The sequence below is a fragment of the Cytobacillus sp. MT66 genome (assembly GCF_058792595.1).
The window spans coordinates 92,463-115,875 of the sequence record NZ_JBXAFB010000004.1 but is presented as its reverse complement, the minus strand read 5'-3'; the positions used below and the strand labels follow the sequence as shown (position 1 = coordinate 115,875).

Genomic DNA, 23,413 nt, shown 5'->3' with positions numbered 1-23,413 from the left:
TTTGATGCCATTCGCTTCTCTTATTTGGTTAGTCTATCAATGATACTTTCTGCAACGGTGTGCCAAAGTCCTTCATCATCTAAATAGGAAGCTTTAAACTTTTTATACATATTCATTTGCAGCTCTTTGAAATTCGGATCATCCTGTGAAGGCAGCTTGCTTCTTTCTTCATCAACCATATCCTGAATTGCCTTTGCTCTTGGACCCCAAACAGCCTGTTCTTCTCCATCCTTGTTGATAAAAACAAAAATTGGAATGGAACGGGAAGTTCCGTTGGTTAAATACTGATCCATTAATTCAAGATTTTCATCGCGCAATACAAAGCGAACGTCCATGTTGATTTCTTCGGCGATTTTTAATAAAACAGGATTATTAATCAATGCATCCCCGCACCAGTCCTCTGTTAGAACAATTGCTCGAAGCCCCTTTTCCTTAAGAGGAGCAAGGCGATCTTTTTCAGCTTGAGAAAGTTCAAACTGATTATAAATTTGTTTTGTTTCAGCCTGATTTACTTTCATGCCGGAAATATACTGTTCCGCTGTCATCCCTTTATTGAACCATTTGATTAGTTCCATGTTTAGCACTCCTTTTAATTGTTGCTATATTATACTTAGCCGTTGATTTCCACTCCAGGCGCTACGCTTTCCGCTGACGGTTCGGGAGCCTCCTCGTCGCTTCGCCCTGCGGGGTCTCCCCTGAACACGCTTCTCCCGCAGGAGTCTTCGCGCCTTCCGTTCCAATCAACTAGTTATTAAATCTACATTCCTTTAATATCGAAATGAGTCCTTTCCTGGGAAATAAGGCGAGTTTTTGTCGAATATTCCCCGGAATAGACGAAAAGCTGATGGAGCATCCACCAGCCATTCGGTTATCTTTTTTGTATTTCTTCCATTAGTAATTTGTTGGCCAGCTGAGGGTTAGCTTGTCCCTTAGTCGCTTTCATGATTTGTCCAACAAGAGAACCAGCTGCTTTTTGTTTTCCATTTTTATAATCCTCAATGATTTTCGGATTATTATCCAGCACTTCCGTTACAATTTTCAACAGTGCACCTTCATCGGAAATTTGCACTAGGCCTTTTTCTTTCACAATCTTTTCTGCGTCCCCGCCATTTTCAATAAGCTCTTTGAACACAGTCTTGGCAATTTTTGAAGAAATGGTGCCATTTTCAATAAGCTTAATCATTCCAGCAAGGCCATCAGGTGTTAACGCTGTTTCATGCAGCTCTTTTGATTCAGCTTTAAGGAAAGCTGACACTTCACCCATCATCCAGTTTGATGCCTGTTTAGCCTCTGCACCTGCAGCAACAACCGCTTCAAAGAAATCTGCCATTTCTTTGGTTACCGTTAATACTCCTGCATCATAGGCAGGCAATCCAAGGTCTTCTACATACCGCTTCTGGCGCTCATCTGGAAGCTCAGGAATTTCTGCTCTAACACGATCCTTCCACACTTCATCAATATGAATATCCAATAAATCCGGTTCAGGGAAGTAGCGATAATCATCCGAACCTTCCTTTACACGCATAAGAATAGTTGTATTAGTTGCCTCATCATAGCGAAGGGTTTCCTGTCCAATTGTACCGCCTTCAAGGACAACCTCTCTCTGGCGTTCTTGTTCATACTCAAGCCCTTTACGGACAAAGTTAAAGGAATTTAGGTTTTTCAATTCTGTTTTTGTGCCAAATTCCTTCTGCCCAACAGGACGAATGGAGATATTCGCATCACAGCGCAGAGATCCTTCTTCCATTTTACAATCAGAAACACCAGTATATTGGATAATGGACTTTAACTTTTCCAAATAGGCATAGGCTTCGTTTGGTGTACGGATGTCAGGTTCCGATACAATCTCAATTAGCGGTGTTCCCTGACGGTTATAATCCACTAATGAATAGCCTTTGCCATGTGTCAGCTTGCCTGCGTCCTCTTCTAAATGGATACGGGTAATGCCGATTTTCTTTTTATATCCATCGACCTCAATCTCAATCCATCCATGCTCGCCGATTGGCTTATCAAATTGGGATATCTGATATGCCTTAGGATTATCTGGATAAAAATAGTTTTTTCGGTCAAATTTCGTCACTGGAGCAATCTCACAGTTCAAGGCCATGGCAGCCTTCATTCCATATTCGACTACCTTTTTATTCAAAACAGGCAAAACGCCTGGGTAGCCAAGGTCAATAACAGTAGTATTTGTATTTGGCTCCGCACCAAAATGGTTTGGGCTGGCTGAAAAAATCTTTGAATCTGTTTTTAATTCCACGTGAACTTCAAGTCCAATTACCGTTTCAAATTCCATTCCTGCTCCCCCCTTAAAGTACCGGTTTTTGCTTATGATAGTCTGTTGCCTGCTCAAATGCATAAGCTGTTTTATAAATGGTGCTTTCATCAAAATACTTCCCGATGATCTGCAGTCCAAGAGGAAGGCCATTGCTGAATCCGCAAGGAATTGATATACCTGGTACACCGGCAAGGTTGACAGGGATTGTTAATACATCGTTTGCATACATAGTCAGCGGATCATCAATATTTTCGCCAATCTTGAATGCTGGTGTCGGTGTTGTTGGTCCAATGATTACGTCATATTTCTTAAATACTTCATCAAAGTCATTTTTAATTAAAGTACGAACCTTTTGCGCCTTTTTATAATAGGCATCATAATAGCCAGAGCTTAATGCAAAAGTTCCAAGCATGATGCGGCGTTTTACCTCTTCGCCAAAGCCTTCTGAACGGGTCTTTTTATACATGTCGATCAGGCTTTTCGCATCATCTGTACGGTAGCCGTAACGAACACCATCAAATCTTGCCAGGTTGGCAGAAGCCTCTGATGATGACAGCAAATAATAGGCTGCTAAAGCATATTTAGAATGTGGAAGGGAAACCTCTTCCCAAACAGCGCCTAATTTTTCAAGTACCTTAAGGGCATCAAGGACAGATTGTCTTACTTCTTCCCGAACTCCTTCCCCTAAATATTCTTTAGGAACTGCGATTTTTAGCCCCTTCACATCACCTGTCAGGGCTTGGGCAAAATTCGGAACTTCGACATTCGCAGATGTTGAATCCATTGGGTCTAAGCCGGATATTGCCTGCAATAAGTAAGCATTGTCTTCGACAGTTCTTGTCACTGGCCCAATTTGGTCAAGAGAAGAAGCGAAGGCTACAAGCCCATATCTTGATACACGTCCATAGGTTGGCTTTAATCCAACAACACCGCAAAAAGCTGCCGGCTGTCTGATAGAACCGCCCGTATCAGATCCTAATGAGAATAAGACCTCTCCAGAAGCAACTGAAGCTGCTGACCCTCCAGAAGATCCTCCAGGAACAGTTTCAAGATTCCAAGGGTTCTTCGTTTTCTTAAATGCTGAGTTTTCATTGGAAGACCCCATCGCAAATTCATCCATATTTAATTTTCCAATGGTTAAAGTTTCAGCATTATGTAATTTATTCATGACAGTTGCGTCATAAATTGGGTCAAAGTTATCTAATATTTTACTTGCACAGGTTGTCCGCAAGCCTTTTGTGACGATATTATCCTTAATTCCGATAGGCATGCCAAAAAGAAGGCCTTTGGCATCATCTGTTCCAAGACGATCATCCATCGCCTTCGCCGCGTTTCTAGCCTTTTCTTCATCTAAAGTTAAGAAGGCTTGTACCTTGTCATCAACCTCGTTTATGCGCTTATATGACTCTTCAACAAGGTCTGTAACCGATAATTCTTTTTTATGTAAAAGCTGATGCAGCTCCGATACACTGTTATCAAATAAACTCATATTTGTCCCCCCTTATTCAATAATTGCCGGTACTTTAATTTGTCCATCCTGATGGTCTGGTGCATTTTTCAGAACCTCAGACTGTGGCAATCCTTTTTCCGGCTTATCCTCTCTCATCACGTTCTTCATATCTAAGACATGTGATGTCGGTTCAACGTTTTCAGTATCTAATTCATTTAGCTGCTCAGCAAATGAAATGATAGAATCTAATTGTTTTGTAAACATTTCCGCCTCTTCTTCCGTTATTGCCAGCCTCGCCAAATTAGCAACATGCTTTACCTGATCTGCAGAAATTCTAGACATTCAAAACACCTCCATTATATTTATCTCCAATTAACAATAATATAGATGATATCAAACTTTCACGCGTTAAAGCAATACGCATCATTGATATATTGTGCCCTCTGCCATTTTACCATGAGTTGCGGAAAAATTCTCAAAGATACCCCTTTCAAAAATAAAAAAGAAGCCTTCAGCGGCTCTTAGGTTTGAAGACTTTTGAAAAAATGCTAAACAGCCCTTTTTTGTCTTTGTTTTTGGCTTTATGTCCCTTTATATTTTTCGTTTTTACAAAAATCTCTTCTTTATCTATGGCATAATCATAGGCCAGGGCTAACCCGATATCCGAGTTGTAGTCCTTATTGGTTACAATGGTATAGGCCACTTTATATTTTGAGGCTATTTTGGTGTATTTGGATAGCTCCGAATAGTTCATATTCCCGTTTAAGAAAAGATGAGCCTTACTATTTTTTTTAAGAGCCTCTTCAACCTGCGGGTAAATACCGGCTTCGCGGATTTGTGATTGTGTCAAGGCAATGACGATCCGCTCTCTTAGCGTACCAAGAAATTTCCGCCGTTCATCAGGTTTTGTCTGTTTCTCCCCATAGATGCCCTGTTGAATATAATCATCGAGACTTTTAGACACGATATAGACCTCCTCCAAGCTCCTTCGTGCTTTGAAAAAGCTATAATCACCTTATCTTTAAATAAAAGTGCTATTAATATGTATGTATGATTAAGTGAAACCGTGCTTAATCAAACGTTTGATTAATGTTTTTTTCGGCTGGTCCGGACTCTTTGGCTCGTTTCTTTTTCTTGTTGTCCCAAGTTCATCTTACTTCGGACTCTGCGTGTTCATTTTCTGGTCCAGCTGTCTCATGTTCTTCTTGCTTCGGACTCTGCGTACTCATTTTTCAGTTCAGCTGTCTCATGTTCTTCTTCCTTCGGACTCTGCGTGCGCATTTTTCAGTTCAGCTGTCCCAAGTTCTTCTTGCTTCGGACTCCGCGTTCGCATTTTTCAGTTCAGCTGTCCCAAGTTCTTCTTGCTTCGGACTCTTTGTGCTCATTTCCCTTTCCCGTTGTCCAAAGGGTATTTTACTTTAAACTAATATCCCTTCGTACTGTCAAACGATAAACGTTTGATCAGCTGCAATTATAGCAAATATATTTAATCAAACGTTTGATTAATAAAAATTAGCGGATTTTCTCTTAATCAATCATTTGATTAATAAAAATTAACAGATTTTCTCTTAATCAATCATTTAATTAATAAAAAAAATCCCCCCTTCTTTTAGAAGGGAGGCCAATTTGGAGAAAAAAATGGTCAAAAATCACGATAGAATGGTGAGCAGAGTAGGGATCTGCACGTTCCTTAAGCAAATGTTACAAATGATTGATTATTTGGATGGTACAAACTGTTCTTCCTCGGTTGAGCCTTTCAAGGCTGTAGTGGAAGAGGTACCGCCTGTAATGGTCATTGATACTTGGTCAAAGTAGCCTGTTCCGACTTCTCTTTGGTGTCTTGTTGCTGTATAACCAAATTGCTCGCTATCAAATTCAGCCTGCTGCAGTTTGGAGTACGCAGCCATTCCTTGGTCCTTGTAACCGCGTGCTAATTCAAACATGCTGTGGTTTAGTGCATGGAAGCCTGCTAGTGTGACGAATTGGAACTTGTAACCCATTTTTCCAAGCTCAATTTGGAACTTAGCAATGGTTTCATCATCAAGCTTCGCCTTCCAGTTAAATGAAGGTGAACAGTTATAGGCTAATAGCTTGCCAGGGAACTTCTCATGGATTGCCTCAGCAAATCTTCTTGCTTCCTCTAGATTTGGTTCAGCTGTTTCACACCATACAAGGTCTGCGTATGGAGCATAAGCCAAGCCTCTTGCAATCGCCTGATCAAGGCCTGCTGTTGTACGGTAGAATCCTTCTGGTGTACGCTCTCCTGTAATGAATTGTGCATCATACGGATCCACATCGCTTGTGATTAAATCAGCTGCATTTGCATCTGTTCTAGCGACTAGTACAGTTGGTACGCCCATTACGTCAGCAGCCAGTCTAGCTGCAATGAGGTTCTTAACAGCTGTCTGTGTTGGCAGAAGAACTTTTCCGCCTAAATGGCCGCATTTTTTCTCCGAAGACAGCTGATCTTCAAAGTGAACGCCAGCTGCTCCAGCTTCAATCATGGCTTTCATAAGTTCAAAAACGTTTAGCTGACCGCCAAATCCTGCTTCAGCATCGGCCACAATTGGAGCAAACCAATCAATGGATGTATCCCCTTCCATATGGTGAATTTGATCTGCACGCTGCAGGGCCTGATTAATTCTTTTAACCACACTTGGTACACTGTTGGCTGGGTATAAGCTTTGGTCAGGATACATTTGTCCGGAAAGGTTAGCATCTGCTGCTACCTGCCAGCCGCTTAAATAGATTGCCTTTAAGCCTGCTTTTACCTGCTGAACAGCCTGATTGCCTGTTAGAGCTCCAAGTGCATTGACAAAATCTTCTTCATTAATCAGCTGCCATAGCTTCTCAGCTCCTCTGCGGGCAAGTGTATATTCAATATCGATTGAACCTCTTAATTTAATAACATCTTCTGCTGTATAAGGCCTTTCAATCCCTTTCCACCGTTGATCCATTTCCCAGCTTTCCTGCAATTGATTCATTCTAGTTTCTGTCATTTCTTTATTCCTCCTTTATTTTCCCTAACATTTTTCTTAGAAATATGCAGTGAGTGATAAAGTTGAATTCTTCGTTGTTCTAATACAACACATCTCCTATGTTTTGTATTATATAACAGTGATTTTAAAAAGGGAATACCCATTTTTAAATTTTTCAAAGTTTTTTATAAATTTCGGACAATTTAATGGGGTTGGTATGAAATGATGGACTTTTATCGCGGTTTTCCCCTCGGACTTGTCCTTCATCCAGCTTATGATGGACTTTTCAAGGCAGTTTCTCCAAAGATTTGTCCTTCATCACTGAGAAAAAGCAAAAAAAGAGCGGCTAGATCCAGATCAATCGATCAGCCACTCTTTTTCCAATAATATGATTAGTACATTTCTGAAGTTGTTTTTGCTTGCATATGAAGAACTAAATAGTCAGGTCCTCCAGCTTTTGAGTCAGTACCTGACATATTGAAGCCTCCGAATGGCTGGTAGCCGACAATTGCACCAGTACAGCCGCGATTGAAGTATAGGTTACCAACGTGGAAATCTTCGCGTGCTTTTTCGATATGTTCGCGGTTATTAGTAATAACCGCACCAGTTAAGCCGTATTCTGTGTTGTTAGCAATTTCAATCGCTTGATCGAAATCTTTTGCTTTTGTGAATCCGACGACTGGTCCAAAGATTTCTTCCTTCATAATTTGTGCTTCAGGTGAAAGGTCAGCGAATATAGTCGGCTTAATGAAGTAGCCTTTAGAATCGTCCCCTTCTCCGCCAGTCATTAATTTACCTTCTTGCTTGCCAATTTCAATATAGCTCATGATTTTATTGAAAGCACTTTGGTCAATAACTGTAGCCATGTAGTTGCTATTATCAGCCGGGTCGCCTTGTGTTAATTGATTAGTTAATTCAACTGCACGATTTAACACTTGATCATAGACATCTTCTACAATAACTGCACGTGAGCAAGCAGAACATTTTTGGCCAGAGAAGCCAAATGCAGATGCCACAATGGATTGTGCTGCTAATTCAAGATCAGCTTCTTTATCAACAACAATGGTGTCCTTTCCGCCCATTTCAGCGATGACACGCTTCATCCAAAGCTGGCCATTATTTACTTTTGATGCACGTTCAAAGATGCGAAGACCCACATCACGAGAACCAGTGAAGCTGATGAAACGAGTATCTTTATGATCAACTAGATAGTCTCCAACTTCTGAACCGCTTCCTGGAACGAAGTTTAGTACACCTTTTGGAAGACCTGCCTCTTCCATAACCTCAACAAATTTTGCAGCGATAATTGGTGTGGTTGATGCAGGCTTTAGTAAAACAGTATTTCCTGCAACAATTGCAGCAACCGTAGTTCCAGCCATGATTGCTAACGGGAAGTTCCATGGAGAGATGATTATTCCCACGCCTAATGGTATATAGTCATAACGGTTAAACTCATTTGGACGGCTTTGAACTGGGAAACCATCTTTAATTCTTAACATTTGACGGCCGTAATATTCCAAGAAGTCAATTGCTTCAGCAGTATCTGCGTCTGCCTCGTTCCAAGGTTTACCTGCTTCTTTTGTCATTAATGCAGAAAACTCATGCTTGCGGCGGCGAATAATTGCCGCAGCTTTAAATAATACGTCTGCACGGAATTCCGGCTTAACTTTCCTCCAAGTTTTAAAAGCTTCAACAGCTGTTTGCATCGCTTTTTCAGCAAGCTCTTGATTAGCTTTTGATACGCGGCCAATCACTTCTGTTTTTTTAGCTGGATTGTAAGATACAATCTTATCTTCAGTAGAAATGCGCTCTCCGCCAATCACTAAATCGTAGTCTTGTCCTAAGTAGCCCTCAACTGTTTTTAATCCAGCTAAATAGGCTTCACGATTTGCCTCAACACTGAAATCTGTAAATGGTTCATGTTTATAAGGTTGAATCATAACTTCCGCCTCCTATGTATATGAATATCAGTAATTATTGGATAAGCTTATGTCCCATAATCAAAACACACTGTTAAAAGTGTTCCATGAGGATTTTTTATTATACAAAAAAAGAGATAGAAAAAATTCTATCTCCTCGTTTTATTGATAAATATGAACAAAAGGTTCATTTTGATCCGCTTTCCGGACAATCAGAGCTTCTGGTCCATTTACAGAATTAATATTTACCTCAATGGATAGGTAATCCGGAAAATGCTTTAAGACAAGGCCAGTTACATATTGTGTAAACCCAATTCCTTCTGCTTTTCCATAAAATTGAATAGGTATATTAATATTCAGCTCGCGTAATTGTCCGTCGATATAAAATGCTTTTCCAATAATTCCTGTGAAATTCGGAAAATATTTTTCAACATCCTGTTTAAAGTTAAGGAAGGATGTTAGATCATCCCGATGGTCCTCAGTTGCTTCGGTTGAAGGGAATTGATAGTATTTTTCATTAACCTTTTCCCATGAACCGAGTTCTGAGCTTCCCTTGGATGCTTGAGCATAGGCAAAAAAGTTTCCAGGAACGACTGACGATCTGCTCTGCTGTTCAAACAATGCAATTGTAACAGGCACATCCTTCAGCCCATCGATCCTTCGAACACGCTTTATAACCTCATCCGCTATTTTTTCGCCTTCCTTTTCAAGCTTATCGTGTGTAACCTTTGTTTCAAATGTTGGGCCATATTGCACTTTCTGATAATAATAAATCGAGTTTAATGCGATGCCAATGACAACTCCACCTAATTGGACCTTTCCATCACTGTTTTTCACAAGATAGTTCTGCTCCAAAATTTGCGCAAGATATTTTGGTGTTTCTTCCTTCCCGTTATCCACGGGATTTAGGCCAATATTGTCTTCTTCCTTCATATTGTTTTCCTTTAATTGCGCCGGCGTATACTTTCGATTTAGCCAAAGCTGAACGGTCTTTCTTTCTAAGTACTGGCCTTCCTGAAAAAGATACTTTTCGGGATCAAAGGATTTCTGGGCAATTCTCATTAGACCCGTCTCAAATTCACTAATATCATATTTTGTATTGATGTTGCCAACAACAAGGCCCCTAGACTTGCTCGGTTTAAAAGGAAAGATTGTCCTATAGTAATTCTCCGAAATTTTATAATTTGGAATAATCGCTTCCTCTTTAGAGTCCTCTTTATCCTGTACAATTTCTTCTTGCTTATTAAATTTTGGGGCACAGCCGCCAAGCAAGAGGAGAAGAGATAGAGACAGGAGTATTATTTTTTTCACGACATTTCCACCTCTACGCGTTTAATTCTTCCACCAGCTGCTCCTCGTTCCATATCTCAATGCCTAATTCCTGTGCTTTTGTCAGCTTTGAACCAGCATCTTCTCCCGCAATCACGATATCTGTTTTCTTGCTGACACTGCCAGAAACTTTTCCGCCAAGCGCCTCTATTTTCTCCTTGGCTTCATTTCTAGTTAAAATTTCCAGTTTCCCAGTTAGAACTACTGTTTTTCCTGCAAAAATAGAATCTGACTCTTCTAAAGATACAGGCATAGGCCCTTTATAATCCATGTTCAAACCATATGATTTTAATTCAGCGATTAATTCCTGCACTTCTTCCTGTTCAAAAAAGGCAGCAATAGAGTCAGCCATTTTTTCGCCAATTTCATTAATGGATGTCAGCTTTTCTCTGCCGGCAACTGCAAGCATATCCATAGTCCCAAAGACTTGTGCCAATGTTTTGGCAGCCTTTTCCCCGACATGACGGATCCCAAGCCCGAACAGCAGCCTCTCCAGGGAGTTATCTTTTGAAGCATTGATAGCTTTCAATAAATTGTTAGCCGATTTCTCGCCCATCCGTTCTAATTGAATTAACTGGTCATAGGTCAGCTTATATAGATCTGCGACATCTTGAATGAGATTCTGGGCAAATAATTGACTGATTACTTTCTCTCCTAACCCGTCAATATTCATTGCGTTTCGTGAAACAAAATGGATGAGTCCTTCGCGGATTTGCGCAGGACATTTCGGGTTAATGCAGCGAAGAGCTACCTCACCATCGAGTCTGACTAATTCACTTTCACATTCAGGACAATGGCTCGGCATATGAAATTCCTGTTCTTCCCCTGTTCTTCGGTCCAAAAGAACATTGACTACCTCAGGAATAATATCCCCTGCCTTTTTCACAATCACTTGGTCGCCAATCTTAATGTCTTTTTCACGAATTAAATCCTCGTTATGCAATGAAGCCCTTTGAACAGTTGTACCGGCAACACGGACAGGATCAAGAATGGCTGTTGGTGTAATGACACCCGTTCTTCCAACGCTTAATTCAATATCTCTTAATGTGGTAACAACCTCTTCCGCCGGAAACTTATAAGCTATAGCCCAGCGGGGACTTTTCGCCGTGGTGCCAAGCCTCTGCTGCTGTTCATAAGAATCAACCTTAATCACAATGCCATCAATTTCATAAGCAAGATTTGGCCTTTGCTCTGTCCAATGGCTGATAAAATCAAGCACCTCTTGAATACTTCCTGCTTTTCGGCGTTCCTTATTTGTCTTAAAGCCAAGTGTATCTAAATAATCAAGGGCATCACTGTGCGCATCAATGCCCTCTTTATTTATTTCAGCTAAGCCATACAAAAAGGTATCAAGATTCCTCGATGCTGCGATTCGGGGATCAAGCTGTCTTAATGAGCCTGCAGCAGCATTTCTTGGGTTAGCAAAAGGCTCTTCTCCCTTTTCAGCTTTTAGTTCATTCAATGCTTCAAAGGAACGCTTTGGCATGTAGGCTTCGCCGCGCACTTCCAGTGTTACATCCTCCTTCAGGCGAAGAGGAATTGAGCGTATGGTACGGAGGTTTGATGTAATATTTTCCCCCGTGGAGCCATCACCTCTTGTTGCCCCAAGGACAAACACGCCATTTTCATAATGAAGTGATACAGCAAGACCATCAATCTTTAATTCACAGACATAGGAAACCTCGTCCCCAACTGCCTGTCTGACCCTTCTGTCAAAATCGAGCAGGTCCTGTTCATTAAATGCATTGCTAAGGCTTAACATCTGAGAATGATGCTGAACCTTTTCAAACATCTCTAATACTTCGCCTCCGACTCTTTGCGTAGGGGAGTCTGGAGTCAAAAGCTCTGGAAATTGCTCTTCTAGATCCATTAATTCTTTCAGCAGCCTGTCGTACTCTGAATCTGGAACAGAAGGATTGTCCAAAACGTAATATTCATAGCTATATTGGTTAAGAAGGTTCTTCAGTTCCTTCACCTTTGTTTCAGCAATTTCGCGGTTCATTGATTCAACCCTTTCTAGGCTCAGAAAAGTTCTAGTTCATCATATTAATCAAATCACAATAGAAAGATTAGCCCTTAGTAATCGGTGCAAATTTAGCCAGCAGACGTTTGATGCCAACAGGTTTAGGGAATGCAATATCAAGCTCCATGCCTTCTCCTTCTCCTTTTACACTGACAACTGTCCCTGTTCCCCATTTTCCATGCTGGGCTTTGTCGCCGACTTTCCAGGCTAATTCATCCCCGCCTGTATCATTTAGTGCAGGTCTTATTACTGGCTTTCTTTGCTGAACAGAACGGGCACCAAATGGGGATGCACCGAAGGAAGCCCCAGATTTAGCCTTCATCTTCAGATCTTCGAGAAGGTCTTCAGGGATTTCTTTAATAAAACGAGATGGCGGATTCATATTTGTCCGGCCAAATAGCGTTCTGATTTGCGCATTTGAAAGATATAATTCGTTTTCTGCACGCGTGATCCCAACATAGGCTAGTCGCCGTTCTTCTTCCATTTCTGCTTCTTCCATTAATGAACGGCTGTGAGGAAAGACTCCTTCTTCCATGCCAATGAGAAAAACGATTGGAAATTCAAGACCCTTTGCAGAGTGCAATGTCATTAAAACGACCGCGTCTGCCTTTTCTCCGTCGTCATCAAGCTTGTCAATATCAGCCACAAGTGCCAAATCGGTTAAAAAAGCTACAAGGCTTTTATCTTCACTTGATTCCTCAAAGCTTTTTGTAACTGAAAGAAATTCCTCCAGGTTTTCAAGACGGCTTTGTGCTTCAATCGATTTTTCAGCGGTAAGCATCTCTGTATACCCTGACTTTTCTAATATATCCTCAACAAGCTCAGTAACAGAGAGATACTCCAGCATCTTTGCATAATTACTAATTAAATCTCTAAATTCGGCTGCCGCCTTTGTAATCTTCGGACTTAAGCCAATCAATTCAATAGATTCCAATGCCTCAAACATTGTCATGTCATGCAGAGCAGCAAAGTTTGCAATCTTATCAATAGATCCAGACCCAATCCCCCGCTTAGGTACATTGATCACCCTTTGCAGGCTAATATCGTCATCAGGATTGGCAATTAGACGCAAATAGGCAAGAATATCCTTAATTTCCTTACGATCATAGAATTTGATTCCGCCAACAATAGAATACTCAATATTGGATTTGAGAAGAACTTCCTCCATCACACGTGACTGGGCATTTGTCCGGTAAAGGATGGCAATTTCAGATAAAGGACGGTTCCCATCTTTTGTTAGTTCCTTGATTTTTCCAGCAACAAATTGGGCCTCGCCTTGTTCACTGTCTGCGCGATAGTAGCAAATCTTGCTGCCTTCTTGATTTTCCGTCCAAAGATTTTTTGCCTTGCGGTTATGGTTTCTGGAAATAACCTCGTTAGCCGCATGCAGAATTCTTTTCGTAGAACGGTAATTTTGCTCAAGCAATATCACCTTGGCATTGGGATAATCCTTTTCAAATGAAAGAATATTAGCAATATCCGCGCCACGCCAGCGATAAATCGACTGATCGGAATCACCCACAACACAAAGATTTCTAAATCGGGCAGCCATGAGCTTGACAAGCATATATTGAGCCCGGTTTGTATCCTGATACTCATCGACATGGATATACTGGAATTTTCTCTGATAGTATTCCAGCACTTCAGGGACTCTTTGAAACAATTGGATGGTTTTCATGATGAGGTCGTCGAAGTCGAGAGCCTGGTTTCTCTTAAGCCTTTTTTGATATTCGGCATAGACATCACTGACAATCTGCTGGTAGTAGTCACCTGTTGTCTTTGCAAATTCTTCAGGGGTTGTCAGTTCATTTTTTGCCGAACTGATGGATCCTAAGATTGCCCTCGGATCAAACTTTTTCGGATCAATGTTTTTATCCTTAAGAATCGCTTTTATCACAGATTGCTGATCTGTTGAATCTAAAATCGTAAAATTGCGATTGTAGCCAATTCGGTCTATATCCCTTCTCAATATGCGGACACACATCGAGTGGAAAGTGGAAATCCAGATTTCATCGGCTGTTCCGCCCATCATCTTCTTGATTCTTTCTCTCATCTCGCGCGCGGCTTTATTTGTAAAGGTAATGGCGAGGATATTGTACGGATTGACCCCTTTTTCAACCATTAAGTACGCAATTCTATGTGTTAATACTCTTGTCTTACCGCTTCCCGCTCCAGCCATAATCAGCAATGGGCCATCCGTTGCCTTCACCGCTTCCTGCTGTTCCGGGTTTAAGCCGTTTAACAGTTTATCAGTTAAAAAATTCATTTCTTCAAATCACCGCCATACAAACATATGTTCTTACTTATATAATAAATCTTTCATCGGTTTCAATCAAGCACGAACAGCCTTTACTGTTTCAAGTGCAGTCTTTATGTCCGTGTAAACAACGTTTCCTACAACAATAACATCTGCGTGTTTCGCCATTTCTATTGCCTGATCTGCTGATTCAATCCCGCCCCCGTAAAACAAAACCGTGTTTTCAAGGGTTTTGCTTACTTGAGAAACCATTTCAGGATCGCCATATTTCCCGCTGTACTCCAAGTAAAATATCGGCAGGTGAAACATCTTTTCTGCCATCATGGCATAGGCCTTCACATCATCATAGCTTAAATTAGCATTTGCTTTTGTGAGTCCCGCTGCCTTACAGTCTTCATTAAGAATACAATACCCCTGAACAAGGATTTCCTCCCAGTTCATGATTTCTCCAAATTCCTTCACAGCCTCATGATGCAGGCCGCTGATCCACTTTGTTTCACTGCTGTTCAAAACGGTTGGAATAAAATAAAAATCAAAGCCCGGCGTGATAGATTCAATAGACGAAACCTCAAGTACGCAAGGCACTGTATAGCGTCTGATACGCGCCATTAGTTCTAAAACCTTTTCAAGGGTAATTCCATCCGTGCCACCCACAATAATTGCATCTGTACCCGATTCGCAGACCTGTTCTAAATCCTCGTCGGAAATAGATTTATCCGGATCCAGCTTAAATACGTGGCGCCATTCGCGAACATCATACATCCATACTTCCCCCATTCTATCATTCCATTTCACCATTATAGCACTAGTAAAATGAATCAAAAAGAATCATACATATCCAAGGGAAATTATGGGTGGACAAGAGACCTGTCCCCCTGTCCAAAAAATAAAAACCGCAGAGGTGATCGTCTGCGGTTTACCAATTAATTTTCATTTTCTTCTTGCTCTTTAATTCTGTCAAGAGCCATTTCATAGGCATCATTGCCGTAGTTAAGGCAACGTTTTACACGGGAGATGGTAGCTGTGCTTGCGCCTGTTTCTGTTTCGATTTTGTGGTAGGTCTTTCCTTCACGGAGCATTCTGGCAACTTCCAGTCTTTGCGCTAGGGATTGAATTTCATTGACCGTACAAAGGTCATCGAAGAATCGGTAGCATTCCTCCATGTCTTTTAGAGATAAAATTGAATTAAATAATTGGTCGAGTTCTTTTCCTCTTAGCTTATCAATTTGCATCATTATTCCCCTTTAAATTTGAATACTATTCCTTTACATCAAAAGAAACGGTTTGCTCTAATCCTGGGCTCGAAGGAATGACGTTTATCCAGGTCTTCCCTGGCACAAGCCCCGCTTCCACGCCATCAATAACCGGTAAAATTCTTCCATCAATGTTGCGCCATTGAGCCTCTTTCCATTTTCCCTTCTGCAGCAAATAGGCATTTCCTCCTGAAGTTAAATCAATGGATCTTCGGCCTGCCTCATCAATAACACGATGATTGGTTTCAACTATAAAAATATTATCAAGCAGTACGGGGTCACCGGTATTTTGGTCGATAGTCAGATCACCATTTGAGTACCTTTTATACTTGTCAAGTTTCTCGTCATATTCATAGATGCTATTATAAATACTGTTATTAAAGTAATTTATCATGGCCGAATGAGCTGGCTCACCCTCTAAGTTCTGAACTTCTTCCTTTTTTAAAAAGGTCAGCGGTTCCTCATCCTCTTCCATTGAATAATTTCTTATTTCAGCACCTTTTACAATGCTGTCGTATGAAATATAAGAATTATGAGGGGCTTTTCGCGTTTGATCACGCTTAAAAAGAATGCCGTCATATACCATGCCATTTAAGTTATCAATATAGCCGTTTTCAAGCATCTTTTTTGCTTCAGGACTATAGCCGTGAGCAATATATATACTATCATATCCTTTGGCGATTTCAATATAGTAGTCTCTGGCACTTCTGACTGGGCCAATTTTTTCGGGTTTTCCACTTTGGTAAATGGCAAGGAATCTGGTTACATCCCCTTCTGCAAGTAATTCATAGACAATATCTGCTTCTTCTAACCCTGATTGCGGACGAGCTTTAGGATGATTATTAATCATTACAGCCACCGCTCGGGTCTCAGGATTTTTTTCTGTCCCTATACCAGTTAACGGAAACCGGTAGGGCATTTCTTGATCAATATTTCCATGTACTTCTTTCGTATTCTCTGTGATGTCCTTTTGAACTTCCTTATCTTCATCATCGACGGCTGTTTGATTATTATTACTGCATCCTGTAACTACAAGCATTGCCACTGATAATGCAGCCATCCATTTTTTCAGCATGAAGGCACCCCTAAAAATAACTTGAGAATTTCCTCGCACAAACTCGCACGAGCGTATCAAAGAAATAGTAGAAAAAGTCTCTCAATTCCTTTTCCTTTTATATTTTAACGCATTATCGTCGGAAAGAGAACAGTTTTATTCATGACATCGTACATTCCCTGCGGGGTGACGCGAATGTATGGCAAATGGGTGGAAGAGAAAAAGGAAAGTGAATAGATGGGATCCACATGGGAATAGCCCCTTTCAATCAAATATTTTAAAAGGACTTTCTCCTTTTCGATCAGTTCTTCCACCTTCATATCCGCCATTACACCTTTGATTTTAAGCGGAATTTCATGAACTATTTTGCCTTTTTCCGAAATACAGATGCCACCGCCCATTTCTTTCAACCGATTAAAAGCAGCAACCATATCCTTTTTGCTCTTTCCAATGATAATAATATCCCCTGTGTTTGAAAAAGAGCTTGCCAGTCCATCCAATTTATTCGCAAAACCTTTTAATGTAGTATTAATCCTCCACTTACCATTTCTGTCCATCAGCATGAAGAAACATTCATCATGGGCAGAGGAGAGAGTATTACCCGAAAGGTCAATCATGATTGAATATGGCTTTGTGATTACTGAGTTTTCCATTTGAATCCCAAATGGCATTGAAAATTGCAGATCATCCTGCTCAATTTCCCAATCTATATCTAAAGGCTCAAATCCTTGGGTCTCCCATTTAACAGCCTTATACACATCCTGTACAGCTCCATCGCGTTTTACCCATTTCCCTTTCGCAAGCACGGATACAGGTGTAGGTTCATACTCGCTTGTTAAAAAGTTAATGTTGGCCACACGCCCGGTAGCAATCATTCCATGTAAATGGTCAATATTATAATAGCGGGCTGCATTGATGGTTCCCATATTATAGGCATCGATAATTGGAACACCCTTTTCAATGGCAATGCGGATCAAATGATCTATGACCCCCTGCTCATAAAAGGAAGATGGCGATCCATCCGTTGTTAAAATAAAGCTGTCGTAATGGTGAATACCCATTTCATGCAGTTCATCCAAAATAACCGGCAAATCTGGCCGTATGGACGAATATCTCAGAGAGACCGTATATCCCTGCATCAGCCTATTATAGGCATCTTTTCCAGTCATAGCCTCATGATCACAATCAGCGCCAAGAAGCATTAATTTAGCGAGCGTCCGTTCAGATGCTCCAGGAAAGTGTCCTTCAATCGGTTTTCTCATCCGCTTGGTTTCCTGAATCCAATGAAGCATCAAATCGTCGCCATCCAGCAATTTTGGCCATCCCGTCAGCTCTCCACCTTGCAAAACAGCGTCATGCTCCAGCCAAGATTTAATATTGCTGTGTGAAAATACAGCCTCTTCATTCTGAATCTCTGTTTGTGCATCAAATCGGCACCACCAGTACATGGTTGTTGGAATCTGACGCATTTCTCTCAGGAATGAAAACGCTTTCCTTTTATCCATCTGTACAGCAAGAACCATATTGTCATTGACCAAGGTTGTCGTGCCGAACTGTGATGCATAGGCAGCAAATGAGAGGGGATTATATAACTGATGTGGATGTGCATGCGGCTCGATATAGCCTGGAACCAGCGCAAGACCTTCACAATCCACTACTTCGCATTGTCCTGTTTTTTCGGGGAGCCTTTCTCCGACATAGACAATGCGATCATCATATATCCAAATATTCGCTGTTACCCATGTGCGCAGTGCGTAATTTAGATAACGAGCGTTTTTTAGCAGCAGTGTTGGTGACAACTTGCCGTCCAATACGGAAACATGGTCACGCAAATGCTTATTTTTCCATCGGTAACGCTGTTCCAGCACAAGAACCCCTCCCCCTGTATAAAAATTTTTATCTATATTTTATTAACATTTTTTACGGCTAAATCGGAAAAGAAAGCCCTTACATTCTTTGTTTTATATTAACATATTTTACTGTTTAACGCATTAAAGAATTACAATGTTTTTTCAAAAAAAGTAAAAAAGGACTGCCTCAAAACAGGTGATTGCACCTTTTTGAAACAGCCCATTAAGAATAGGAGTGATTAGATTGTTTTATGAATATGTTTCCCATGCATCTTTTGTTGTAGCTTCGGCCGTCGGCGGCATTATTGCTTTAATTTATGCCTACACGGCAGTTACTAAGAGAAAACGCGCTCGATAGCCTTGTGGCCTATATCCTTGCGGTAAAATAGCCCCTCACACTTGATCTTTTCCAGTTCTGTGTAAACTGTTTTTTGTGCTTCACCAAGTGTATCCGCTTTTGCTGCAGCAAGGAGGACACGGCCGCCATCTGTAATAAAGCTGCCTTCGCTATCTTTATTTGTTCCAGCATGAAAAACCTGCACGCTGGTGTCAATATCTTCTAATCCTGAAATAACATAGCCTTTTTGATAATCATTTGGATAGCCGACTGATGCAGCAACGACTCCCAGCACAGCTTGTTCATCCCAAAGAATCTCAGGTGTTTCTCCTTGAATGACTGACAGCATCGTTTGCGCTAAATCTGATTTCATTCTAGGCAGAACCACCTGGGTTTCCGGGTCACCGAAGCGGGCATTAAATTCAATAACCTTTGGTCCTTGATCAGTAATAATAAGTCCAGCATATAGAACTCCGCAAAAATGTCTGCCTTCAGAAACAAGTGCCTTAGCTGCTGACTTTAGGATTTTTTCCACCGATTCCCTAATTACATCCTGGCTAATATGCGGTACTGGAGAATAAGCCCCCATTCCGCCAGTATTAGGACCTTGATCCCCGTCATAAGCGCGCTTATGATCCTGAGCTGCTTCAAGCGGAATCACATTTTCCCCATTTACAAAAGCCATCAATGAAATTTCTTCACCAGTCAAAAATTCTTCCATCACGACGGTTGCTGAAGCTTCGCCAAACTTCCCGTTTAACAGCAGCTCCTCTAACGTCTCTTGCGCTTCATCCATGGTCATTGCAACAGTAACACCTTTGCCGGCAGCTAAACCATCTGCCTTAAGAACAATAGGCGCACCCTTCTCTTCTAAATAGGCTTTCGCTTCATCATAGGTTGAAAAAACTGCGTAATCTGCCGTTGGGATATCGTATTTTTTCATTAAATCCTTTGCAAAGGATTTGCTTCCCTCGATTAAAGCAGCGGATTTTTTCGGTCCGAAAACTTTAAGTCCCTCTGCTTCAAAGCGGTCAGCCAATCCTTCAAGAAGCGGAACCTCCGGGCCAATAACGGTAAGGGTAATATCATTGTCTTTTGCAAATTGAATCAGCTTGTCATGCTCATTTTCAGAAATGGCTACAGGCACTGCGACATCCTGCATTCCCGGATTTCCAGGTGCCACATAAGTTTTAGTAACAGATGGGCTTTCAGAAAGCTTCCTGCAAATAGCATGCTCACGGCCGCCTTTGCCAATAACTAGTGTTTTCAATATAAAAACCCCCATTGGTTATTAAGTCAAAGAATCAAATGCGCCTCGGCGTATTTGCGCCCGATTTTTTTCGAGCTAGCTCGAAAAATTTCCTTTTAAAAATCGAGGCATCCGCCGGAGGCTTAACTTTATTCAGCAGGGTTTGAACCCACACTGAATTGGTTACTCTTTTTGCATTCATCCCACCACTTATAGAAGTGTGGGACTTCTGCTGAATAAAGTTAGTGTTTGAAATGTCTTACTCCCGTGAACACCATTGCGATTCCGTATTCATCAGCCTTCTTAATGGAGTCTTCGTCGCGGATAGAACCGCCAGGCTGAATAATGGCTGTAATTCCTGCCTTTGCAGCTGCTTCTACTGTGTCATCCATTGGGAAGAACGCATCCGATGCCATAACAGCTCCAGTTGCTTTATTGCCAGCTTGCTCAAGGGCAATCTTTGCAGAACCGACGCGATTCATTTGACCTGCACCAATTCCAAGTGTCATATCGGCATTATTAACCACAATAGCATTCGATTTCACATGTTTGACGATTTTCCAGCCAAACTTTAAGGCTTGCCATTCTTCTTCGGAAGGCTCTCTTTTTGTTGGAACAGAAATCGTTGCATTTTCAAGTGAATATTGATCATATTGCTGGACCAATAAACCGCCTTCGATAGAAGTTAACTTAACTTCTTCTTTGTTGTTTTTGTCGAATGGGATGGTCAATAAACGCAAGTTCTTTTTGCTTGTTAAAACGTCCAATGCTTCTTTTGAGAATGAAGGAGCAATGACAATTTCAAGGAAAATTTCATGCAGTCTTTGTGCAGTTGCCGCGTCTACTTCTCTGTTAAAGGCAATAATTCCGCCAAAAATGGAGACAGGGTCTGCAGCAAATGCTTTAGAGTAGGCATCTAAAACAGTTTTTCCGCTTCCAACTCCGCATGGATTCATATGCTTAACAGCGACAGCAGCAGGTTCAGTGAATTCCTTCACAATTTGCAGTGCTGCCTCTGCATCATTGATGTTATTATAGGAAAGCTCTTTTCCGTGCAATTGCTCTGCGTTTGCAATAGAAAATTCAGATCCTAATGGCTTGCGATAAAAAGCTGCTTTTTGATGAGGATTTTCGCCATATCTTAATGACTGCTTCAGTTCATAGGTTACTGTCAGCTTTTCTGGTGCTTCTTCGCCCGCTAAGTTCGTCATATAATCAGCAATTAAAGCATCATAAGCTGCAGTATGACGGAAAACCTTTGCTGCAAGCTTGCGGCGTGTTTCCTTTTGAACTTCACCATTTTCCTTAAGCTGGCTTAATACTGTGTCATAATCAACAGGATCAACAACAACAGTTACATATTCGTGATTTTTAGCTGATGCACGCAGCATCGCCGGTCCGCCAATATCAATATTTTCAATGGCATCTTCCACAGTTACTTCAGGCTTTGCGATTGTTTGCTGGAATGGATAAAGATTCACACAAACAACCTGAATGGGCTGAATTTGATGGTCCTCCATTTGCTTTTGATGGTCTGGATTTGCAAATTTAGCGAGCAATCCTCCATGGATCATCGGATTTAATGTTTTTACACGGCCTTCTAAAATCTCTGGAAAACCAGTTACATCACTCACCCCGATTACAGGGACTCCGCTTTCTTCAAGGGCTTTTTTCGTACCGCCTGTAGAAATAATTTCAAACCCAAGCTCGCTTAATTGTTTCGCAAATTCAGTTACGCCATTTTTGTCAGATACACTGATGAGTGCACGTTTTTTCATCGAAATTCCTCCCAATTTCCTGAATTACTCCGATAATAATTTGTTCAAAACTGCTGGATAAAGTTCATGTTCAATTTTATGGATCTTTTCCTGAAGGCTTTCTATCGTTTCGTTTTCATCAATTGTTACAGCCTTTTGTGCAATAATTGGACCCGTATCCATGCCCTCATCAACAAAATGGACGGTCACACCTGTCTGGTCCACCTTTGCTAAAAGAGCCTGGCCAATCGCATCCTTCCCTGGAAAAGCAGGAAGCAGCGATGGATGGATATTAACAATCTTTCCTTCAAATTCACGCAAAAGAACTGTTCCTATCAGCCTCATATATCCTGCTAGAACGATAAATTCAACCTGGAATTCACGCAGATTTTTAAGAATCTCATTCTCGTACTCTTCTTTTCCGGCAAAGTCTCTGGCACGAAAAGCATATTGCGGAATTTCTTCTTTTTTCGCTCGCTCCAAGCAATAAGCGCCCGGCTGGTCGCAAACAAGCAGGCTAATATTAGCCTTCAGCTCTTCTTTTTTGACCGTCTCAACGATTGCTTGAAAATTAGTTCCGCTCCCTGATGCAAATATCGCGATATTTTTCATCTTATCACAATGCCTTCCTGCTCGGTTACGATTCCGATAGAATAAGCTTTTTCTCCAATGGATTGAAAATATTCAATAGCAGCATCTGCTTCATCCTTATCCAAAGCGATAACCATGCCTGTACCCATATTAAAAATATTGTACATTTCCATTCGATCAAGGTTTCCGATTGATTCCATCAATTGAAACACAGGAAGGACATCCCAATTCTTTTCAGCAAGTTCTGCACCCAATCCCTCTGGAAGCATACGCGGGATATTCTCGATAAAACCGCCGCCTGTAATATGAGCCATGCCTTTTATATCAAATTTATTTAATGCAGATAAAATTGATTTCACATAAATTTTAGTAGGACGAAGCAGCTCCTCACCCAAGGTGCAGCCCAATTCATCCACATGGTCAGTTAATTTCATATTTGCTACTTCAAAGAATAGCTTTCTGACAAGGGAGTAGCCATTGCTGTGGATGCCGCTTGAAGCAAGCCCAATCAAAACATCGCCAGCCTTAATTTTCTCTCCGCTGATGACCTTTGATTTCTCGCAAGCGCCGACAGCAAAACCGGCTAAATCATACTCCTCTTCACTGTACATCCCCGGCATTTCAGCCGTTTCCCCGCCGACAAGAGCACAGCCAGCTTGCTCACATCCATCGGAAATTCCTTTGACAATTGCTTCAATCTTCATAGGTTCTGCTTTACCGCAAGCAATGTAATCTAGGAAATAAATCGGTTCAGCCCCTTGAACAACGATATCGTTCACACACATGGCAACCGCATCAATACCGATGGTGTCATGTTTATCCATCATGAAGGCAAGCATTAATTTTGTTCCGACGCCATCCGTTCCTGATACTAATACTGGCTCCTTTAGATTAAGAGCAGAAAGGTCAAACATGCCGCCAAATCCGCCTAGCCCGCCAAGCACCCCAGGACGAATCGTTTTTTGCACATGCTTTTTCATTCGGGATACGGCCTCATAGCCTGCCTCAATGTTCACACCTGCTTGTTTATAAGCATTAGCCATTCTGGTTCCTCCTAAAAAGTAGGGATATTATCAATCTTCACACAT

19 protein-coding genes are annotated in these 23,413 nt (G+C 41.3%); 1 reads left to right on the top strand and 18 read right to left on the bottom strand.

Annotation, left to right across the window (positions count from 1 at the left end; genetic code table 11):
* Positions 1–20 precede the first annotated feature (20 nt).
* The 14 genes from AC1Q59_RS09020 to AC1Q59_RS08955 all read right to left on the bottom strand — a co-directional run bounded on the left by AC1Q59_RS09020 (position 21) and on the right by AC1Q59_RS08955 (position 18,409).
* Positions 21–575 carry a thioredoxin family protein gene (locus AC1Q59_RS09020; protein WP_492365483.1) on the bottom strand — a complete coding sequence of 185 codons (555 nt, stop codon included), beginning with the start codon at positions 573–575 and terminating at the stop codon, positions 21–23.
* Between the two features lie 293 nt (positions 576–868).
* On the bottom strand, positions 869–2,296 hold the full coding sequence (gene gatB / locus AC1Q59_RS09015; protein ID WP_492365482.1) for an Asp-tRNA(Asn)/Glu-tRNA(Gln) amidotransferase subunit GatB: 1,428 nt from the start codon (positions 2,294–2,296) through the stop codon (positions 869–871).
* Positions 2,297–2,309: 13 nt separating this feature from the next.
* Positions 2,310–3,767 (bottom strand): Asp-tRNA(Asn)/Glu-tRNA(Gln) amidotransferase subunit GatA, encoded by a 1,458-nt coding sequence (gene gatA / locus AC1Q59_RS09010; protein WP_492365481.1) that lies wholly within the window; start codon positions 3,765–3,767, stop codon positions 2,310–2,312.
* Positions 3,768–3,779: 12 nt separating this feature from the next.
* A complete protein-coding gene (gene gatC / locus AC1Q59_RS09005; protein ID WP_492365480.1) occupies positions 3,780–4,070 on the bottom strand; it encodes an Asp-tRNA(Asn)/Glu-tRNA(Gln) amidotransferase subunit GatC in 291 nt (96 codons plus the stop codon).
* A 169-nt stretch (positions 4,071–4,239) separates the two neighbouring features.
* A complete protein-coding gene (locus AC1Q59_RS09000; RefSeq protein ID WP_492365733.1) occupies positions 4,240–4,695 on the bottom strand; it encodes a YueI family protein in 456 nt (151 codons plus the stop codon).
* A gap of 748 nt (positions 4,696–5,443) precedes the next feature.
* On the bottom strand, positions 5,444–6,727 hold the full coding sequence (aceA, locus tag AC1Q59_RS08995; RefSeq protein ID WP_492365479.1) for an isocitrate lyase: 1,284 nt from the start codon (positions 6,725–6,727) through the stop codon (positions 5,444–5,446).
* Between the two features lie 371 nt (positions 6,728–7,098).
* The gene (gene pruA / locus AC1Q59_RS08990) at positions 7,099–8,646 is read right to left on the bottom strand and encodes an L-glutamate gamma-semialdehyde dehydrogenase (RefSeq protein ID WP_492365478.1); all 1,548 of its coding nucleotides are present in this window, start codon (positions 8,644–8,646) and stop codon (positions 7,099–7,101) included.
* A 141-nt stretch (positions 8,647–8,787) separates the two neighbouring features.
* Positions 8,788–9,936, bottom strand: coding sequence for a CamS family sex pheromone protein (locus AC1Q59_RS08985; protein WP_492365477.1), 1,149 nt, complete (start codon positions 9,934–9,936; stop codon positions 8,788–8,790).
* A gap of 13 nt (positions 9,937–9,949) precedes the next feature.
* Entirely contained in the window at positions 9,950–11,956 is a 2,007-nt protein-coding gene (ligA, locus tag AC1Q59_RS08980; RefSeq protein ID WP_492365476.1) for an NAD-dependent DNA ligase LigA, read from the bottom strand.
* Positions 11,957–12,023: 67 nt separating this feature from the next.
* The gene (gene pcrA / locus AC1Q59_RS08975; protein ID WP_492365475.1) at positions 12,024–14,243 is read right to left on the bottom strand and encodes a DNA helicase PcrA; all 2,220 of its coding nucleotides are present in this window, start codon (positions 14,241–14,243) and stop codon (positions 12,024–12,026) included.
* Between the two features lie 66 nt (positions 14,244–14,309).
* Positions 14,310–14,996: a heptaprenylglyceryl phosphate synthase gene (gene pcrB / locus AC1Q59_RS08970; protein ID WP_492365474.1), complete on the bottom strand. Its 687-nt coding sequence runs from the start codon at positions 14,994–14,996 to the stop codon at positions 14,310–14,312.
* Between the two features lie 161 nt (positions 14,997–15,157).
* Positions 15,158–15,466, bottom strand: coding sequence for a YerC/YecD family TrpR-related protein (locus tag AC1Q59_RS08965; protein WP_492365732.1), 309 nt, complete (start codon positions 15,464–15,466; stop codon positions 15,158–15,160).
* 25 nt (positions 15,467–15,491) lie between these two features.
* The gene (locus AC1Q59_RS08960; RefSeq protein WP_492365473.1) at positions 15,492–16,562 is read right to left on the bottom strand and encodes a DUF3048 domain-containing protein; all 1,071 of its coding nucleotides are present in this window, start codon (positions 16,560–16,562) and stop codon (positions 15,492–15,494) included.
* A gap of 104 nt (positions 16,563–16,666) precedes the next feature.
* The gene (locus tag AC1Q59_RS08955; RefSeq protein ID WP_492365472.1) at positions 16,667–18,409 is read right to left on the bottom strand and encodes an adenine deaminase C-terminal domain-containing protein; all 1,743 of its coding nucleotides are present in this window, start codon (positions 18,407–18,409) and stop codon (positions 16,667–16,669) included.
* A 217-nt stretch (positions 18,410–18,626) separates the two neighbouring features.
* Here AC1Q59_RS08955 and AC1Q59_RS08950 point away from each other — a divergent pair, with 217 nt between their 5' ends.
* On the top strand, positions 18,627–18,749 hold the full coding sequence (locus AC1Q59_RS08950; protein ID WP_492365471.1) for an EYxxD motif small membrane protein: 123 nt from the start codon (positions 18,627–18,629) through the stop codon (positions 18,747–18,749).
* On the opposite strand, the gene purD is transcribed toward AC1Q59_RS08950, so the two are convergent.
* From purD to purM, 4 genes are all read right to left on the bottom strand, one after another.
* Positions 18,727–19,998: a phosphoribosylamine--glycine ligase gene (gene purD, locus AC1Q59_RS08945; RefSeq protein ID WP_492365470.1), complete on the bottom strand. Its 1,272-nt coding sequence runs from the start codon at positions 19,996–19,998 to the stop codon at positions 18,727–18,729. The two genes, AC1Q59_RS08950 and purD, sit on opposite strands and share 23 nt — an antisense overlap.
* A gap of 221 nt (positions 19,999–20,219) precedes the next feature.
* Positions 20,220–21,755: a bifunctional phosphoribosylaminoimidazolecarboxamide formyltransferase/IMP cyclohydrolase gene (gene purH / locus AC1Q59_RS08940; RefSeq protein WP_492365469.1), complete on the bottom strand. Its 1,536-nt coding sequence runs from the start codon at positions 21,753–21,755 to the stop codon at positions 20,220–20,222.
* 24 nt (positions 21,756–21,779) lie between these two features.
* A complete protein-coding gene (gene purN, locus AC1Q59_RS08935; protein ID WP_492365468.1) occupies positions 21,780–22,346 on the bottom strand; it encodes a phosphoribosylglycinamide formyltransferase in 567 nt (188 codons plus the stop codon).
* Positions 22,343–23,368, bottom strand: coding sequence for a phosphoribosylformylglycinamidine cyclo-ligase (purM, locus tag AC1Q59_RS08930; protein WP_492365467.1), 1,026 nt, complete (start codon positions 23,366–23,368; stop codon positions 22,343–22,345). The genes purN and purM overlap by 4 nt, the downstream gene beginning before the upstream one ends.
* Between the last annotated feature and the right edge of the window lie 45 nt (positions 23,369–23,413).

What these genes read in the sequence shown, in the direction of transcription:
- ligA (WP_492365476.1), bottom strand. Translation starts at nt 11,956, where the DNA reads ATGAACCGCGAAATTGCTGAAACAAAGGTGAAGGAACTGAAGAACCTT.
- gatA (WP_492365481.1), bottom strand. Translation starts at nt 3,767, where the DNA reads ATGAGTTTATTTGATAACAGTGTATCGGAGCTGCATCAGCTTTTACAT.
- gatC (WP_492365480.1), bottom strand. Translation starts at nt 4,070, where the DNA reads ATGTCTAGAATTTCTGCAGATCAGGTAAAGCATGTTGCTAATTTGGCG.
- pcrB (WP_492365474.1), bottom strand. Translation starts at nt 14,996, where the DNA reads ATGTATGATGTTCGCGAATGGCGCCACGTATTTAAGCTGGATCCGGAT.
- gatB (WP_492365482.1), bottom strand. Translation starts at nt 2,296, where the DNA reads ATGGAATTTGAAACGGTAATTGGACTTGAAGTTCACGTGGAATTAAAA.
- purN (WP_492365468.1), bottom strand. Translation starts at nt 22,346, where the DNA reads ATGAAAAATATCGCGATATTTGCATCAGGGAGCGGAACTAATTTTCAA.
- aceA (WP_492365479.1), bottom strand. Translation starts at nt 6,727, where the DNA reads ATGACAGAAACTAGAATGAATCAATTGCAGGAAAGCTGGGAAATGGAT.
- AC1Q59_RS08960 (WP_492365473.1), bottom strand. Translation starts at nt 16,562, where the DNA reads ATGCTGAAAAAATGGATGGCTGCATTATCAGTGGCAATGCTTGTAGTT.
- purH (WP_492365469.1), bottom strand. Translation starts at nt 21,755, where the DNA reads ATGAAAAAACGTGCACTCATCAGTGTATCTGACAAAAATGGCGTAACT.
- AC1Q59_RS08965 (WP_492365732.1), bottom strand. Translation starts at nt 15,466, where the DNA reads ATGCAAATTGATAAGCTAAGAGGAAAAGAACTCGACCAATTATTTAAT.
- pruA (WP_492365478.1), bottom strand. Translation starts at nt 8,646, where the DNA reads ATGATTCAACCTTATAAACATGAACCATTTACAGATTTCAGTGTTGAG.
- AC1Q59_RS09020 (WP_492365483.1), bottom strand. Translation starts at nt 575, where the DNA reads ATGGAACTAATCAAATGGTTCAATAAAGGGATGACAGCGGAACAGTAT.
- pcrA (WP_492365475.1), bottom strand. Translation starts at nt 14,243, where the DNA reads ATGAATTTTTTAACTGATAAACTGTTAAACGGCTTAAACCCGGAACAG.
- purM (WP_492365467.1), bottom strand. Translation starts at nt 23,368, where the DNA reads ATGGCTAATGCTTATAAACAAGCAGGTGTGAACATTGAGGCAGGCTAT.